This window comes from Izhakiella australiensis, from assembly GCF_002006995.1.
GTDB lineage: Bacteria > Pseudomonadota > Gammaproteobacteria > Enterobacterales > Enterobacteriaceae > Izhakiella > Izhakiella australiensis.
In genome coordinates this window covers 23,060-37,910 of the sequence record NZ_MRUL01000013.1, presented here as the reverse complement: position 1 = coordinate 37,910, position 14,851 = coordinate 23,060, and the positions used below count along the sequence as shown (strand labels likewise).

Below are 14,851 nucleotides of genomic sequence, written 5' to 3'. Positions count from 1 at the left end.
TTATTGAATTAATGAGGTTTTTATGAAATCACCCCGTCAATTGCGGAAGATTTTTTTCCGCCCGCTGACGCTCTTTATTCTGCTGAGCGCCAGCATATCCTCCGTAGCGAACGTGGCGCCTCAGGCAAAAAAAATCCCGATGACCGCGCGTAAGCAGGTCTATAACCAGGCAGTGGCTAACGCTACCGCCGACATTCAGCACATAGCCAAACAGCGAAAATGGCAGGACGTCACCAGCAAGCTGAATGTATTTATTCCCGGAGAAGTAAGTCAGTTTGCCGCCTGCACGCGACCGCTGGTGACCTCATTACCAGCAGGCGATCGCTTGATCCTCGCCCGCCTGCGCTACGATATTCGCTGCGAGGGGGCCAGGCGCTGGGAGATAACGGTAACGGTAAAACCCAATGTCTATGTCCCCGTGTTGGTTGCCAGCCATACGCTGATGCGCGGCCAACGCCTGCAGGCCAGCGATGTGGAAATGAAAAAGCGCAACGTTGCGATGCTGCGCGACGGCGCGATAACCTCACCCGACGATGCGATTGGTCTGACGCTAAAAAGACGCGTGCGGGAGCTGCAACCGCTGCTACCGTCTCATTTACAGCAGCCGCTGATGGTTGAACGCGGGCAACGAGTATTGATGCTGGCAGAACAGGATGGCGTAGAGGCACGGACGATTGGCGAGGCGCTGAGAAAAGGGCGCAAGGGCGATATGATTAAAGTACGCAATCTCAGCAGTAAAACCGTGGTGACCGCCATCGTTGAAGGCCCGGCCGTCGTGCGCCTGCTGGTGGCCGGATAAAATTAATGAAAAATGAGTTAAGTTTTCGCCAGCTCAGGTCGCTTTTATTCAATAACCCGCTCAAATCAGGCAGAGAAATCAACATAAGATGAAAATTATAACCGGCCTGCTGGCGCCTGTCCCCACGCGCCAGGCCCCGCGACAAGAATCCGAGGCGACCAGTGCGGCCGAACAGCCGACCGCCGCGCCGCGCCAGTCACAAAATCCCGGCAGCGCCCTGCTCGCGGCGCAGCGTTTACTGCGCGAAACACCGGAAGTCGACGCGCAAAACGTTACCGCCTGCAAAGCAGCCATTGAGGCAGGAACCTTTAAGATAGATACCGATGAACTGGCCCGGGCCATGATGGATTTCCACCGCCATGGCTATTAAAACCGAGCACATTAAAGCCCTGCTGCGCGAGGTACAGCAGGATAACCAGCATTACCAGCAGCTTATAGCACTGCTTGAGCAGCAGCATAGCGCGATGATCTCCTGCAACAGCCCGCAGCTGACAGATTTAAATCAGCAGCTATTGGCATGTTATCAACAGCTGAGAGAATCGGCTCAACGCCGGGTTAATAGCTTAAAAATTCTGGGCCTGCCTGCCAATAGCGAAGGCATGAGGCAGCTGTTAAGCACGTTACCGTCGGGTTTATCAGAGCGGGCAGCTGGCTGGTGGCAAAGGCTTGAGCAGCAGACCGAGCGCTGTCAGCAGATTAACAGCCGCAATGGTCGTCTGTTGCACGCTCAGCAGGAAACCTTTGCCGCGTTGATAAACAGCAGCTCTGCCGGTGATTTTCTTTATGCGGAATAGGCCATTATCGGACTACTTCTGCTTACGCAGCCAGCTTTGCAAAGCAATATCATCCGTTTGACGCTGCTGCCGGCGCGCCTCGACCCGGTGTATTTGCTGTCGCTGTAACTTAACCGCCTGCGCCAGGCGCATTTCCTCACGAGACTTTTCATACAGCGCGCGCTGTAGCTGAGCGATTTCCGCTTGCGCCAGCGCATACTCCTGCTGCTGCCAGTCAACCACCCGCTGCAGCATCGCTTTATAACCAGCGGCGTTCTGCATCACTTTACCGCCGCCGGGCGCCGGTAAATGTACCGTTTTCAACTGATTCAGAGCATCAATATTATTACGGCAGCGCTGGGCGACCTGCCGCTGGCTGGCAAGCTGGCTGCTGAGCCGCCCGACGCTATTCTCTCGCAGCTGGCGTAGTCGCTCCAGCAGCTGGACATTGGCTGTTTTACCGCTCAACGCACGCTCCTTATGCCTGGCTTAGCGCCAGTAGCTCGCTGACAGAACGCGCCAGCGGCGAACATTCATCCTTTCCCTGTCGCAGATAGCTCATCATTGCCGGCTGCATGCGTACGGCCTTATCCACCTCCGCATCCGCCCCTGCGACGTAGCCGCCAAGCGGAATCAGCGGCTTTATTGCCATATAGTCGCTGTAACGCTGCTTTAAGGTTCGCCCCGCCTGCTGATGCGCAGGCTCGGTGACCTGTGCCATGCAGCGACTGATGCTTTGAGCAATATCAATAGCCGGATAGTGCCCGCTTTCCGCTAACTCACGAGAAAGTACAATATGACCGTCAAGCACCGCCCGGGCGCAGTCCACGATCGGATCCTGCTGGTCGTCACCCTCAGCCAGTACGGTATAAATTGCCGTCATGGAGCCGCTGGCGCCGCTGTTGCCTGCACTTTCCACCAGCCGGGGAATAATGCCAAACGCCGAAGGCGGATAGCCTTTGGTGGCAGGCGGCTCTCCCAGCGACAGCGCGATCTCCCGCTGCGCCATGGCATATCGGGTTAATGAATCAACCAATAGCAGGACATCTTTACCGCTATCACGAAAATGCGCCGCAACGGCATGGCACAACTCCGCCGCCTTCAGGCGCATCAGCGGCGATTCGTCCGCCGGAGCGGCAACAACGATTGACTTTGCCATGCCGCTGGCCTGAAGCGTATGGTAAATAAATTCATTCACTTCACGCCCGCGCTCGCCTATTAACCCGACAACGACCACGTCAGCCAGCGTGCTGCGCGTTATCATTCCCAGCAAAACGCTTTTGCCCACGCCGGACCCGGCCATCAAGCCAACGCGCTGTCCTTTGCCGATCGTCAGCAGGCCATTGATCGCCTTCACCCCGGTATCAAGCGGAGTATCGACCGGCTTTCTCAGCAATGGGTTGATCGGTTCAGGCTGCGAATTCAGAGGATATTCTCCGCCGGGCGCGCTTTTACCATCCAGCGGCTCGCCAAGACCGTTAATCACTCTGCCCATCCAGTCCGCTCCAATCATCAGCGCGCGTTTTTTCTCCTGCGGGAAGACCCTGGCGCCGGCGGTCAATCCGCCGGGTGATTTAAACGACATCAGGAAGGTAACGTCGCGATCAAAGCCAACAACCTGTGCGTCCAGCATTGTCCCGCCGCTCTCCTCAATCTGGCAGTACTGACCGACGGCCAGCTGGCATCCTACCGACTCCAGCAGCAGCCCTTTAACCCGCACCAGCCGTCCTGACACCCGGGCCAGCGAGATGCTTTCAATTGAGTTCAGAGCGCGATCGAGCGGGCTCACTTTTCCTGCTCTTGCGAGTGATGCGCAACCGCATCAGCCGGCGCTGCTGCTGCGTCTGCCGGCGCTGCTAAATTTTTTCCAAGCGCATCCATACACTGTTCCAGACGATGATTACAACCCACATCCATTTCACCCACATCGGTAATAATACGGCACTCTCCGCTTTCCAGCGTCGCATCGGCCATCATTCCCCAGGCGCTGACTTTCTCCGGCGCCAGCTCCTGGATGCGCGCAAACTCGTCGGAATTGAGCAAAACCTGCAGGCGCGCTGGCGCTTGCGGCAGGCTGGAAAGCGCCTCGTCGACCAGCGCCAGCAGCTGAGCAGGCTGCAGCGCCAGTTCACAGCGGATCGCCTGGCGCGTCACCTTTTCGACCAGCAGCAGCAGCTCGTCACGGCGGCGCTGCTCATACTGGCTAAGCATCTTTTGCAGCTCATCAACCAGCTTATCTACCGGATTAACGGCCTGTTGCAAGCGGCTACGCGCCGTTCGCAGCCCTTCCTCCCGGCCCTGCTGCTGGCCCTCTTCATATCCGACCTTACGCCCGGACTGATAGCCCTGCTCGCGTCCCTGGTCAAAACCGCTGCGCCTCATCTGTTCAACTTCCAGCTCAATCTGCTGGCAGTTAATCGTTTCCTGCGACGGGGTCACGGAGTCCTCCAACGGCTTTTTACTCAGCGGTGGGAAGTGATACAGACGTAGCGCCCCCTCATTGCCGTCGTTCAGCGCCATTCGTCCACTACTCCATGGTCCTTTCATTAAATAGCTGAATCTGTATTTCACCGCTTTCCGCCAGCTCGCGCACCGTTACCATTATCTCCTTGCGCAGCTGTTCAACCCGGCTAACGGGGACCGGTCCCAGTCGGCTGGTGGTACTTTGCAACAGCTGTACCTGGCGGCGAGGCATTGCGTCATAGATTGCCTGACGCAGTACGGTCTCGGTACCTTTCAGCGCGACCGCCCAGGTTTCCAACGGGATGTCATCCAGCAGACGCTGGATGACATCAGGATTCTGGCGACTGAGAATAAAGAATTCATACATTTCGCTTTTCAGCTTTTCGGCGACCATGCCATCCCGCTGCTGCAAATGCTCCAGCAGGGTCTGCTGATTGCTGCCAAAGCGGTTGACAATATTGGCCGCCTGACGAATACCACTGACCTTTGAACCATGCTCGGAGATAACCGCCACGCCACGCTCAATCAAACGATCAAGCTCGTTCACCACGTCGCGATTGACGTCATCAAGCCGGGCAATACGGAATAAAAGTTCTTCCTGGCTCGCCTCATCAAGCTGATTTAATACCTCGGCAGCCACTTCGGGCGGCAGAAAGGCCAGGAACACCGCCTGCAGCTGTAAATGTTCCTGGTTGATCATCGCCGCCAGCTGAGGCGCCGCTACCCACTGCAAACGCGTCATGCGGTAGCGAATTTCGTCACCGTAGATACCGTTGATCACGCTACTGGAGATTTCACTGCCCAGCGCTCTTTCAAGGATGTTACGCAAGTAGCTACGTGAAGCGCCGTTAATGCCGCTCAGCTCGCTATAATCCTGAAAAAAATTATTCAGCGCGCCGCGTGCCTGGGCTAGCTTAACGCCGCTGAGTCGCGCCATGACTTCGCTCATCTGCAACACCTCTTCGCGCGATAGCTTGCTCATTACGCTGGCGGCCGCCTCTTCGCCAATGCTGAGCAATACGATCGCCGCCTGCTCCAGAGGCGGGCGCTCGGCGCTAGTATCTTCCTTATTTTCCGTTTCGCTCATTGCTGCTTATCCATTGTTTCAATACGTCGGCAACGCGGTCGGTCTCATTTTTCGCCAGCATTTGCAAAAAGGCGATTTTGGTTTCTAACCCCGAACTTTGCGGCGGAAGCTCCTCGCCGCCTTTAAATGCGGCGCTTCCGAGCACCGCCTCCTGCTCACCCCCTTGCCCGGCGCCGGCATCATCAGCCATTGCCGTTTCGCCGCTGGCCGCTGAAGCCACAGCGGCGTTCGGCCGCCGCGCCCAGCGCCGCAGCAGCGGTAGAATGCCAAAGACGACGATGAGTAAAGCCAGCAAGCCTATGCCACCAAACTCAGCCCAGCGCAAAGTTGATGGTCGCTGCCACCAGGGCAGAACCGGCTCGTGATATTCTGGTGGGGGAGTAAACGCAATACGCGACAGGCTAAGCTCATCGCCACGGATACTGTCAATGCCGGCCGCATGATCGAGCAGTTGCTGCATTTGCTTAAACTGCTGTTCGTCCCATTTTTTTAACTGCGGTGCATTCTGATTGAGCAATACGGCGACCGTCAGACGCTGCAGCTGATAGCTCTGATGATGGATATTACGTATATCGCGATCCCAGTTGTATTGACGACGCGCCTGATTACGGGTTGAGAGCGGCTGATTATCCTGGCGTGCATTATTATTCTGACCAGCCGGCTTTTTGTTCTGCGCCGCATTCGTTGGGCTGTTGCTCAGCGAACCGGGAATGCCCATCGCCAGCTCCTCGCTGGTATTTTCCTGCAGCAGACTTTCCTCAGCCAGATGGGGATCATTCAGATAGCGCTCCTGCGTTTCCTGCATCTGGCTGAAATCAACGCGCGGCACAACGCTCACGCGGAAATTTTCGGCGCCCAGAATCGGCGTTAGCAAGTTGGCAATATTACGTTCGGTTTGCTGGCGAATATGTTGCACCATCTCCGCGCTTCCCTGCAGGCCATAGCCGCCATCCAGCCATTCACTGACGTTTGCCGACAGCAGATTGCCCGCCTGATCGACCACTTTTACCTGCTCAGGCTTCAGGCCGGGCAGGCTGCCGGAAACCAGGCTGACAATGGCCGCAACCTGTTCATTGTTTAGCCTACGGCCATATTTCAGGCGCAGCATCACCGAAGCGCTGCTATCAGGCTTATTCGTCAGCACAAAAGAGCTGGTTTCGCTGATGCCCAGCAGTACGCGCGCATAGTCAACCGCATCCAGGGTCATGATACTCTGCGCCAGTTCACCTTCCAGACTGCGCTTTAAGCGCACGTTCTGCACGAACTGACTGCTGCCAAGCATCTCTTCTTTATCCATCAGCTCGTAGCCGGCAGGTAAGCGGGCGGATATGCCTTTCGCGGCCAGCGCCATACGCGCTTTGCTAAGCTGATTTTCCTGCACCAGCAGCGCGCCGCTTTGCGGCTCCACGCGATAGCTGATGCCCTCGCCGGAGAGCACCTCGACGACGTCGGAAACGGAAATATTTTCGTGGGCGCCGAACAGCATGGTGTAATGCCGATTGTTCTGCCACAGCAGCGCGACTATCGCTGCGGTCACCGCCAGCGCCAGCGCGCCCGGCAAAGCAAACTTTTTGAACGTAGCAATGCGATCGGCTGGCAGGCGCGCCTTAAGTTTCTCAAACACCGGCCCCCTCCTCAGAGTGGCATATTAATAACTTCATCAAATGCCTGAGTGAGTTTGTTACGCACCTGAACCATCGCGGTGAATGCAATGCTGGCTTTTTGACTCTCAATCATCGTACCGCTGAGGTCATCGCTTTGCCCGGTATCGACGGCGCGCTGTTTCTGGCTGGCAAGCTGCTGCAGTTGGTCCACGTTGTCGATGGCATTTTGCAACGCCTCGCTGAATGAAGGCGCGCTGGCCGATGACGCCAGCGGTGAAGAGCTAATGCCGGTACCGGTAGCCTGGAGCTGCATACGCTGCATACTCGCTAACATTTCGGCTTGCATATTCCCTGAGGTAATTTTGTTAACCATAAAGTCTTCCATGAAGCTGGCTATTAAAAGAATCCGGTGTCGAATCCCTGCTCACGCATCGAGGCCAGCCGATAACGCAGCGCACGCGGTGTGATACCCAAGGATTCAGCGGTTTTAGATTTATTTCCCTGATTGCGTCGCAGCAGATCGAGAATATACTGGCTTTCAGCCATCCTGCCCTGGCGCTTTATCGCACGAGCGCAGCCATCATGCGGCCTATCATGTTCACCTTCAGCCTGCGGCATCAGGGCGCTTTGCGCGCGGGCGTTCGGCAAGCCAAAGCATGCCGTGGTCAGATTACCGTTGCCGCAGAGTATCAGCCCACGCTGCACCACGTTCTCCAGCTCGCGGACATTGCCAGGCCAGGAATAGCTTTCCAGCGCAATGCGCGCCCCCGGCATCAGAGTTGGTTTACGCTCAATCAGTGCATGGTATTTGCGTAAGAAAAGCTGAACCAGCGGCATGATATCCTGTACACGACTGCGTAGCGGAGTGATGTGAATAGGGATTACCGATAAGCGATAATAGAGATCCTGGCGAAAACGGCCGGCGGCAATTTCCTGCTCAAGATCTTTGTTGGTTGAAGCAATTAAGCGCAGATCCAGCGGTATCTTTTTATGGCTTCCCAGCCGCTCGACCTCCTGCTCTTGCAGTACGCGTAATAATTTCGCCTGCAGCGCAATCGGCATATCGCCTATTTCGTCCAGTAATAATGTGCCGCCATTCGCCAGCTCCAGCTTACCCGGCTGGCTGTTTATCGCGCCGGTAAATGCGCCTTTCTCGTAACCAAACAGCATGGCCTCCAGCATATTTTCCGGAATAGCTGCGCAGTTGACCCCAACGTAGGCCGCACTTTTTTCTGCAGAATGACAGTGAATATATTTGGCTATGCACTCTTTACCGGTCCCGGTTTCTCCGGTGATCAACACGGGTACGTTAAATTTCGCCACGCGTTCAGCCAGAGAAAAAACCTCTACGCTGGCAGGGTCTACCGCAATATAGTCAACGCCGTGTTCAAGTTGAATATTTCCGGCCTCACTCATTGAAAGCAGAGCCTAAAATAGCCAGACAGAAAAACAGGAAAAAGATGTAATTTTATCGCGTACATTGAAAGCCATCCATGGATTTAAAATTATTGAAACGCACAATAACCTTGCGTCACGGGGGGAGTATATATTACACACCAAAATCAATGACAGACACAATAAAATATTAAAAAATTAATCATTAAAAAACAACCAGTTAAAATAATTTAATTTTAAACATTAATTTGAAAATTAATGCATTAATAATAAAACAACCTTGATATAGCTAAAGATAAAGGATTAAATACACTGTCGCATATAGCCGTTTTTAATAGATAGCCTAGCTGATGCGTTTTAATACCATTCTCTATTTGGTATGAACACCTTTTTGAAGCTCTGACTCGATTACACCTCCACTAACAACCTATAATATGCAAACAAAAAGAAAGAAGTTCAGAATTTATCCAGCGGATCAACACCCTGAAATGATGGGCCTCGAAGTTAACAAGCTTGGGCGCCCCTATCATAAGGTTCCACGGATATTTAATGAGCGTTTTGATCAGCTTGACGGGCAGCTAAGCATTTACTTTCTGAAGAAGTATCGGGTCAACACCGGTCTTAAAGAAATGCAGTTCCAGATGGACCGCTGGGTTAAGCAGAGCAAAATATTCAGCAGCGAGGTCGGCAATCTGGCGTTTTGTATTGATCGCCAGCTATTGCTCAGTGCGCTACATGATTATTACGGGCTGAGCCAGGACTTTCAATCTGACAAGATTAACCCGGAGGAAATAGCGGTTAGCAAAACGGAAGAGCGACTGCTAAATAAAATGGCGCTGGAGCTAACCACGCTATTGTGCGAAAGCGGTATCTTCCCCCAGCCGCTGACGATAAAAGCCGATTACAGCGCGTTAATAACCCAATGGTCGTATCGCATTGATTTTTATCTTAACGACTACAGTAGCGGCGGCTTCTCATTGCTACTCGATGGCTATCACGTTGATCTGCTGCTCAGCTCACTGGGCGGATCGAATCGCCAGCGTAACAGCAATGAAAACTGTGCGGCGCTGGTTAGCGCCAGCTTTACATCTTTACCGGTACGCCTGCATGCCCGGCTGGCCGCAGTGACGCGCACCGTCGCCGAACTGGCAGAGCTTAAACCTGGCGATTTGCTGCCGATTTCGCTGGCGGAACGCGCACCGCTTTACGTCGGCGACAAACCGCTGCTAACGGCAGCTATCCGTGAAGAAAACGGCAAATTATATCTTTCCGATTTTAGCGAACTGATAAGGGAGTAAACAGTGAGCGATCAATCCTTTAACGATCCGGATAATCTGGATCATTTTTTCGCCTCTGACGCAGATGACGGGACAGACGGCGATGATGAGCTAGCCAACGTGCCAGCCGCGCCGCTGCGCCAGGATAAGCCGCGTCATCTGGCGCTATTCAGCCGTATCCCCGTAACGCTGACGCTGGAGGTCGCTTCGGTTGAAATTTCGCTCGCCGAGCTGATTAACGTCGGCAGCGACTCGGTTATTGAGCTGGACAAGCTGGCGGGTGAACCGCTGGACGTCAAAGTAAACGGCGTACTGTTCGGCAGCGCGGAAGTGGTGGTAGTAAATGACAAGTATGCGCTGCGCCTGATTGACTTTAATAACCAGCAGCTGGCTGAACTAGTGCAATGAAATCATGGATATGGACAGCGCTGGCCATCGGAGCGCTGTTGCTGCTGCTCCCTTCGCAGGCGCTGGCGCAGAACAATGGCTTAACGCTGTTCTCGGCCACCCCAACGGCTGGCGGCGGGGAAGATTACAGCGTCAAAGTTGAAATACTGATTCTGATGACGCTGCTAAGCCTGCTGCCGGTGATGCTGCTGATGCTGACCAGCTTTACGCGCTTCATTATCGTGCTGGCCCTGCTGCGTCAGGCGCTGGGTTTGCAGCAGGCGCCGCCAAATAAAGTACTGACCGGCATTGCACTGATACTCACCCTGCTGGTTATGCGCCCGGTATGGAACACTATCTATCAGAACGCCGTGGTGCCCTACCAGTCAGACCAGATAGGCCTGCAGCAGGCTATTGAGCGCGGCGAAGTGCCGCTGAAAAAATTTATGCTGGCGCAAACCAACAGCACCGCGCTGTCGCAAATTATGACCATTGCCAGCGTCAGCGGCGATCCGCAGCACCAGGATTTCACCGTTCTGGCACCGGCATTCGTCCTCAGCGAACTGAAAACCGCCTTTAAAATTGGCTTTATGATTTACATCCCGTTTCTGGTCATTGACCTGATTGTCGCCTGTATTCTGATGGCGATGGGCATGATGATGCTGTCGCCGCTGATCGTATCGCTGCCGTTCAAACTGATCCTGTTTGTCTTGTGCGACGGCTGGTCACTGGTGGTCGGCACGCTGACCCAAAGCGTGCAGGGAGTCGGCGGATGATGACGCTTGACGTGGCTGGCGACATACTGGCCAGCGGCTTAAAGCTGGTGCTGATTATCTCGCTGGTCGCCATCCTGCCAAGCCTGGCCGTTGGCCTGCTGGTCAGCCTTTTTCAGGCCACGACGCAAATCAATGAGCAGACGCTGAGCTTTCTCCCCCGCCTGGTCGCTACGCTGCTGACGCTGGTCTTTGCCGGGAAGTGGATGCTACTACAGCTGACTGACTTTACTCATCTGCTATTTCAGCAAGCCGCGCAGTTAGCAGGCTGAACATGAACATCGCCATCCAGCAACTGATTACCCCGCTGCTTGCCCTGTGGCTGCCCTTTATGCGCATTCTGGCTTTTTTTCTCTTTTGCCCGCTGCTGGATAACCGGGCGCTGCCGCGTAAAGCGCGTATCGTGCTGGCACTGCTGCTGAGCATACTGATTGCCCCGATGTTGCCGCATCAACCGGCACCTGACGAACTGCTGTCGGTACGCACCCTACTGCTGACCGGCGAGCAGCTGCTTTGGGGGCTGGTATTCGGTCAGATCCTGTGGTGGGTATTCTGGACTTTGCAAACCGCCGGAGCCATTTTGTCGATGAACATGGGACTGGGCATGGCGGTGATGAACGATCCGTCCAGCGGCAGCTCTACGATGGTCATTTCGCAAATCATTTTTATCTGGACCGGGCTGCTATTTTTCAGCTTCGACGGCCATCTGCTGCTGGTTACCATTTTATATAAAAGTTTTATTTACTGGCCGCCAGGCCAGGCGATTTCGCAAAGTTCTTTGCGCACCGCAGCAACCGGCGTGGGGTTTATCATTTCCGGCGCGCTGCTGCTGGCGCTGCCGACAGTCCTCATTATGATGCTGGTTCAGTGCGTGTTCGGCTTGCTTAATCGGGTATCGCCGACGCTTAACCTGTTTTCACTTGGCTTTCCCATTAGCATGTTATTCGGTCTGTTCTGCTTTATGGTGCTCAGCGGCCATCTCGGCGAGCGCTATCTGCAGCTGACCAATCAGGTGCTGGGCGTGCTGGAACGACTGAGGATGGCCTGATGTCGGCAGGTAGCGGCGATAAAAGCGAAAAGCCCACCCCGGGGAAGCTGCGCAAGGCAAAGCGCAAAGGCGAAATCCCCCGCTCGCGCGACGTCTCGCTGGCCGCGTTACTGCTGGCCGCCTTACTCTGCGTCACCCTCGCAGCGCCCTTGTATAAGCAGCTCATGCAGCAATCATTAAATCTCATGCAGCAGCTGGCGCTCAGTACTGACGACGGCGCGCTGGGCCAGTTTATGCTGGCCCAGGCGCTGATTCTGTTCAAAGTCATCGCCACGTTACTGCCAATTCCGCTGGTGGCGGTGGCCTGCGCCGTCCTGCCCGGCGGCTGGATTTTCGTCCCCGCCAGAATTAAACCGGACTTAAAAAAACTTAACCCGATCGCCGGCATTAAGCGCATGTTTAGCGCTCAGCAACTGACAGAAGTCGGCAAAATGCTGATCAAATGTACGGTGTTGCTCTGCCTGCTGTGGCTGACAATTAATAACAATATGAGCGATATCCTGCGGCTACAGCACCTGCCGCTACCTACCGCCATATATCAATGCCTCGACATCATGCAGTCAATCCTGCGCCTGTTCGTATTTGCCATTTTGCTGTTTGCGCTGCTGGACGTGCCGCTAAGCCGTTTCTTATTTTTGAAGAAAATGAAGATGACGAAAAAAGAGCTGCGCGATGAACATAAAGAGAATGAAGGCTCGCCGCAGATTAAAGCGCATATTCGCCATCTTCAGCGCCAGATGGCAATGGGGCAAATTCAGCGTCAGGTACCGCAGGCCGACGTGGTTATTGTCAATCCAACCCACTTTGCCGTGGCGCTTAAATACGATCCGCAAAAAGCGCCGGCGCCGTGGATCGTCGCCAAAGGCATTGATGAAACAGCACATTACATTCGCCAGCTGGCGATAAAACATCAGGTTGACGTCATCACCTTTGCGCCGCTGGCGCGGGCTATCTATCACTCAACGCGCATCAATCAACAGATCCCCGCGTCACTATTTCGTCCGATGGCGCAGGTGCTGACTTATGTCATGCAGCTAAAATCCTGGCGCGCCGGCAGCGGGGATAAACCCCGGCTCGATATTCATTTGCTTCCGTCTGAAGAGGTCATTGCCAACCATGCTTCCGATTAACCCTCGAAAGATCCTGTTAACGCTGCGCCAGAGTCATCTCGGCATTCCCGTGCTGCTGCTAAGCGTGCTGGCAATGGTTATTCTGCCGCTGTCGCCGCTGGTGCTGGATATCCTGTTTACCCTTAACATCGTGCTATCGGTGATGGTGCTGCTGGCCAGCATTAACAGCAAACGCCCGCTCGACTTCTCCATTTTTCCAACCATTTTGCTGATCACAACCCTGATGCGGCTGTCGCTGAACGTGGCATCAACCAGGGTGGTTTTACTGCACGGCCATGAAGGCGCCGACGCGGCCGGTAAGGTGATTGAAGCATTTGGTCAGGTGGTGATCGGCGGTAATTTCGTGGTTGGCTTTGTGGTATTCATCATTTTGATGATTATCAACTTCGTGGTGGTCACCAAAGGCGCGGAACGTATTTCTGAAGTCTCGGCGCGCTTTACCCTGGATGCCTTGCCCGGCAAGCAGATGGCGATTGACGCCGACCTGAATGCCGGTCTGATTAATCAGGAACAGGCGCGCGACCGTCGGCGTGAGGTGGCGCGCGAGGCCGATTTTTACGGCGCGATGGATGGCGCCTCTAAGTTTGTGCGCGGCGATGCGATAGCCGGCATGCTGATCCTGCTGATCAACGTCGCCGGCGGCATCCTGATAGGCATTTTTAAATATAATCTGCCGGCAGGACAGGCCTTTGAACAATACGTATTGCTGACTATCGGCGACGGACTGGTGGCGCAAATACCGTCGTTGCTGCTGGCCAGCTCCGCCGCCATCATCGTTACTCGCGTCAGCGACGGCAACAATATCAGCGATGAAATAACCAGTCAGCTACTGGCAAAACCAACCACGCTGTTTAGCGCCGCGCTGGTGATGTTTATCCTCGCTATCGTGCCGGGCATGCCCCACCTGGTATTTTTACTTTTTACGTTGCTGCTGCTTTACGCGGGCTGGCATCAGCATCGCAGGATCAACACGGCGACGCAAACCCCTGAAGAGATGGCGGCCCTCAGCGAGGCCTTGCAGCAGGAAGAACCGCCAACCATTGACTGGCAGAGCATTCCGCTGGTCGAGCCGATTGGGCTTAACCTTGGTTACAAGCTGGTGCCGCTGGTGGACAGCGGCCGCGGCAGTCCGTTAAAACAGCGGGTGCGCGGAGTGCGTCAGGTAGTGTCGGAAACCTGCGGCATACTACTGCCAGAAATTGCGATTCGCGAAGATTTTCAGCTGAAACCCGCCCAGTACGCGATCCAGATTAATGGCGTGCGTGCGGCCACGGGTGAGGTTCACCCCGAACGCCTGATGGCAATCCCAACCGCCGAACAATATGGCGAGGTCGACGGCGTACTGGAAAGCGATCCGGCGTATGGCATGACGGTGACCTGGATCCAACCAGAAGAAAAAACCCGCGCGCTTAACTTTGGTTATCAGGTGGTGGACTGCGCCAGCGTTATCGCCACCCATCTGAATAAAATCTCCCGCGACTTTTTACCGGAGCTCTTTAACTATGACGATATTACCCAGTTGCATGAGCGGCTGGCGCAAACCTCGCCTAAGCTGGCGGACGATCTGCTCAACGTGTTGGATTACAGCCAGCTGCTGCGCATTTACCGGCTGCTGCTGATCGATCGCGTTTCACTGAAAGACATTACAACTATCGCCACTGCGCTCATCGAAAGCGCGGCAATAACCAAAGATCCGCAGTTGCTGGTGGCCGACGTGCGCTTTGCCCTGCGCCGGGCGCTGATCGCCACAATTACCCCTGGCGGCCAGACGCTGTCAGCCTACACGCTGAATAACGAACTGGAAAACTTGTTGCTGTCAGCGCTCAATCAAGCCCAGCAGGCGGGTAAAGTCGCGCTGGACAGCTTTCCGGTCGATCCCAATATTCTGACGCAGTTGCAAAACACGCTGCCGGTAATAGTCGAGCAGTTAAAAGCCCGTCATCTGACGCCGGTGCTGCTGGTAACGCCGCAGCTACGCCCGCTACTGGCGCGCTATTCGCGGCTGTTCGCCAGAAGCCTGCAGGTACTGTCTTACAACGAAGTGCCGGATGATGCTCCGCTGGAAATTGTCGGTACGGTGGAATAGACCTCAGCGCCTGCCGGTAAGGCAGGCGC

Annotated in this window: 17 protein-coding genes; 10 read left to right on the top strand and 7 right to left on the bottom strand. The window is 54.9% G+C overall.

The genetic code is table 11. The features are described 5' to 3' along the window. The first annotated feature begins 22 nt into the window (after window positions 1-22). The 3 genes from flgA (at window position 23) to BTJ39_RS16810 (ending at window position 1,593) form a co-directional block, all read left to right on the top strand. The gene (gene flgA / locus BTJ39_RS16820; RefSeq protein ID WP_078003849.1) at window positions 23-799 is read left to right on the top strand and encodes a flagellar basal body P-ring formation chaperone FlgA; all 777 of its coding nucleotides are present in this window, start codon (window positions 23-25) and stop codon (window positions 797-799) included. A gap of 88 nt (window positions 800-887) precedes the next feature. After that, the gene (flgM, locus tag BTJ39_RS16815) at window positions 888-1,169 is read left to right on the top strand and encodes a flagellar biosynthesis anti-sigma factor FlgM (protein WP_078003848.1); all 282 of its coding nucleotides are present in this window, start codon (window positions 888-890) and stop codon (window positions 1,167-1,169) included. Next, window positions 1,159-1,593: a flagellar protein FlgN gene (locus tag BTJ39_RS16810; protein ID WP_078003847.1), complete on the top strand. Its 435-nt coding sequence runs from the start codon at window positions 1,159-1,161 to the stop codon at window positions 1,591-1,593. The genes flgM and BTJ39_RS16810 overlap by 11 nt, the downstream gene beginning before the upstream one ends. A gap of 12 nt (window positions 1,594-1,605) precedes the next feature. On the opposite strand, the gene BTJ39_RS16805 is transcribed toward BTJ39_RS16810, so the two are convergent. From BTJ39_RS16805 to BTJ39_RS16775, 7 genes are all read right to left on the bottom strand, one after another. Continuing rightward, window positions 1,606-2,040: a flagellar export protein FliJ gene (locus BTJ39_RS16805; protein WP_078003846.1), complete on the bottom strand. Its 435-nt coding sequence runs from the start codon at window positions 2,038-2,040 to the stop codon at window positions 1,606-1,608. A gap of 10 nt (window positions 2,041-2,050) precedes the next feature. Next, window positions 2,051-3,361 carry a flagellar protein export ATPase FliI gene (gene fliI / locus BTJ39_RS16800; protein ID WP_078003845.1) on the bottom strand — a complete coding sequence of 437 codons (1,311 nt, stop codon included), beginning with the start codon at window positions 3,359-3,361 and terminating at the stop codon, window positions 2,051-2,053. Next, window positions 3,358-4,092, bottom strand: a complete 735-nt coding sequence (gene fliH, locus BTJ39_RS16795) for a flagellar assembly protein FliH (protein WP_078003844.1) — start codon at window positions 4,090-4,092, stop codon at window positions 3,358-3,360. The genes fliI and fliH overlap by 4 nt, the downstream gene beginning before the upstream one ends. A 7-nt stretch (window positions 4,093-4,099) precedes the next feature. Next, window positions 4,100-5,122, bottom strand: coding sequence for a FliG C-terminal domain-containing protein (locus tag BTJ39_RS16790; protein WP_078003843.1), 1,023 nt, complete (start codon window positions 5,120-5,122; stop codon window positions 4,100-4,102). Beyond that, window positions 5,103-6,746, bottom strand: a complete 1,644-nt coding sequence (gene fliF / locus BTJ39_RS16785; RefSeq protein WP_078003842.1) for a flagellar basal-body MS-ring/collar protein FliF — start codon at window positions 6,744-6,746, stop codon at window positions 5,103-5,105. The genes BTJ39_RS16790 and fliF overlap by 20 nt, the downstream gene beginning before the upstream one ends. 11 nt (window positions 6,747-6,757) lie before the next feature. Next, window positions 6,758-7,039 carry a flagellar hook-basal body complex protein FliE gene (gene fliE / locus BTJ39_RS16780; RefSeq protein WP_422386045.1) on the bottom strand — a complete coding sequence of 94 codons (282 nt, stop codon included), beginning with the start codon at window positions 7,037-7,039 and terminating at the stop codon, window positions 6,758-6,760. Window positions 7,040-7,122: 83 nt separating this feature from the next. Continuing rightward, a complete protein-coding gene (locus tag BTJ39_RS16775) occupies window positions 7,123-8,142 on the bottom strand; it encodes a sigma-54 interaction domain-containing protein (protein WP_096777747.1) in 1,020 nt (339 codons plus the stop codon). A 467-nt stretch (window positions 8,143-8,609) separates the two neighbouring features. On the opposite strand from BTJ39_RS16775, the gene BTJ39_RS16770 reads away from it, so the two are divergent. Genes BTJ39_RS16770 through BTJ39_RS16740 form a run of 7 tightly spaced genes read left to right on the top strand, consistent with a single transcriptional unit; the run spans window position 8,610 to window position 14,822 of the window. Next, on the top strand, window positions 8,610-9,419 hold the full coding sequence (locus tag BTJ39_RS16770) for a FliM/FliN family flagellar motor C-terminal domain-containing protein (protein WP_241825933.1): 810 nt from the start codon (window positions 8,610-8,612) through the stop codon (window positions 9,417-9,419). A gap of 3 nt (window positions 9,420-9,422) precedes the next feature. Then, window positions 9,423-9,806 (top strand): flagellar motor switch protein FliN, encoded by a 384-nt coding sequence (locus tag BTJ39_RS16765; protein ID WP_078003839.1) that lies wholly within the window; start codon window positions 9,423-9,425, stop codon window positions 9,804-9,806. Further along, window positions 9,803-10,561 (top strand): flagellar type III secretion system pore protein FliP, encoded by a 759-nt coding sequence (gene fliP, locus BTJ39_RS16760; protein ID WP_078003838.1) that lies wholly within the window; start codon window positions 9,803-9,805, stop codon window positions 10,559-10,561. Before BTJ39_RS16765 ends, fliP begins: the two co-directional genes overlap by 4 nt. After that, window positions 10,558-10,830, top strand: coding sequence for a flagellar biosynthesis protein FliQ (gene fliQ, locus BTJ39_RS16755; RefSeq protein ID WP_078003837.1), 273 nt, complete (start codon window positions 10,558-10,560; stop codon window positions 10,828-10,830). Before fliP ends, fliQ begins: the two co-directional genes overlap by 4 nt. 2 nt (window positions 10,831-10,832) lie before the next feature. Then, window positions 10,833-11,606 carry a flagellar biosynthetic protein FliR gene (gene fliR / locus BTJ39_RS16750; RefSeq protein ID WP_078003836.1) on the top strand — a complete coding sequence of 258 codons (774 nt, stop codon included), beginning with the start codon at window positions 10,833-10,835 and terminating at the stop codon, window positions 11,604-11,606. Further along, window positions 11,606-12,736, top strand: coding sequence for a flagellar type III secretion system protein FlhB (gene flhB, locus BTJ39_RS16745; RefSeq protein ID WP_078003835.1), 1,131 nt, complete (start codon window positions 11,606-11,608; stop codon window positions 12,734-12,736). The genes fliR and flhB overlap by 1 nt, the downstream gene beginning before the upstream one ends. After that, window positions 12,723-14,822, top strand: a complete 2,100-nt coding sequence (locus BTJ39_RS16740) for a flagellar biosynthesis protein FlhA (RefSeq protein ID WP_078003834.1) — start codon at window positions 12,723-12,725, stop codon at window positions 14,820-14,822. The genes flhB and BTJ39_RS16740 overlap by 14 nt, the downstream gene beginning before the upstream one ends. The last annotated feature ends 29 nt before the right edge of the window (window positions 14,823-14,851 follow it).

Bases quoted from the DNA above. Each gene is read 5' to 3' on its own strand.
- fliQ (WP_078003837.1), top strand. From the start codon at position 10,558: ATGATGACGCTTGACGTGGCTGGCGACATACTGGCCAGCGGCTTAAAG.
- fliH (WP_078003844.1), bottom strand. From the start codon at position 4,092: ATGGCGCTGAACGACGGCAATGAGGGGGCGCTACGTCTGTATCACTTC.
- BTJ39_RS16790 (WP_078003843.1), bottom strand. From the start codon at position 5,122: ATGAGCGAAACGGAAAATAAGGAAGATACTAGCGCCGAGCGCCCGCCT.
- flgA (WP_078003849.1), top strand. From the start codon at position 23: ATGAAATCACCCCGTCAATTGCGGAAGATTTTTTTCCGCCCGCTGACG.
- fliE (WP_422386045.1), bottom strand. From the start codon at position 7,039: ATGCAGCTCCAGGCTACCGGTACCGGCATTAGCTCTTCACCGCTGGCG.
- fliP (WP_078003838.1), top strand. From the start codon at position 9,803: ATGAAATCATGGATATGGACAGCGCTGGCCATCGGAGCGCTGTTGCTG.
- BTJ39_RS16810 (WP_078003847.1), top strand. From the start codon at position 1,159: ATGGCTATTAAAACCGAGCACATTAAAGCCCTGCTGCGCGAGGTACAG.
- BTJ39_RS16770 (WP_241825933.1), top strand. From the start codon at position 8,610: ATGATGGGCCTCGAAGTTAACAAGCTTGGGCGCCCCTATCATAAGGTT.
- fliR (WP_078003836.1), top strand. From the start codon at position 10,833: ATGAACATCGCCATCCAGCAACTGATTACCCCGCTGCTTGCCCTGTGG.
- flhB (WP_078003835.1), top strand. From the start codon at position 11,606: ATGTCGGCAGGTAGCGGCGATAAAAGCGAAAAGCCCACCCCGGGGAAG.
- flgM (WP_078003848.1), top strand. From the start codon at position 888: ATGAAAATTATAACCGGCCTGCTGGCGCCTGTCCCCACGCGCCAGGCC.
- BTJ39_RS16775 (WP_096777747.1), bottom strand. From the start codon at position 8,142: ATGAGTGAGGCCGGAAATATTCAACTTGAACACGGCGTTGACTATATT.
- BTJ39_RS16740 (WP_078003834.1), top strand. From the start codon at position 12,723: ATGCTTCCGATTAACCCTCGAAAGATCCTGTTAACGCTGCGCCAGAGT.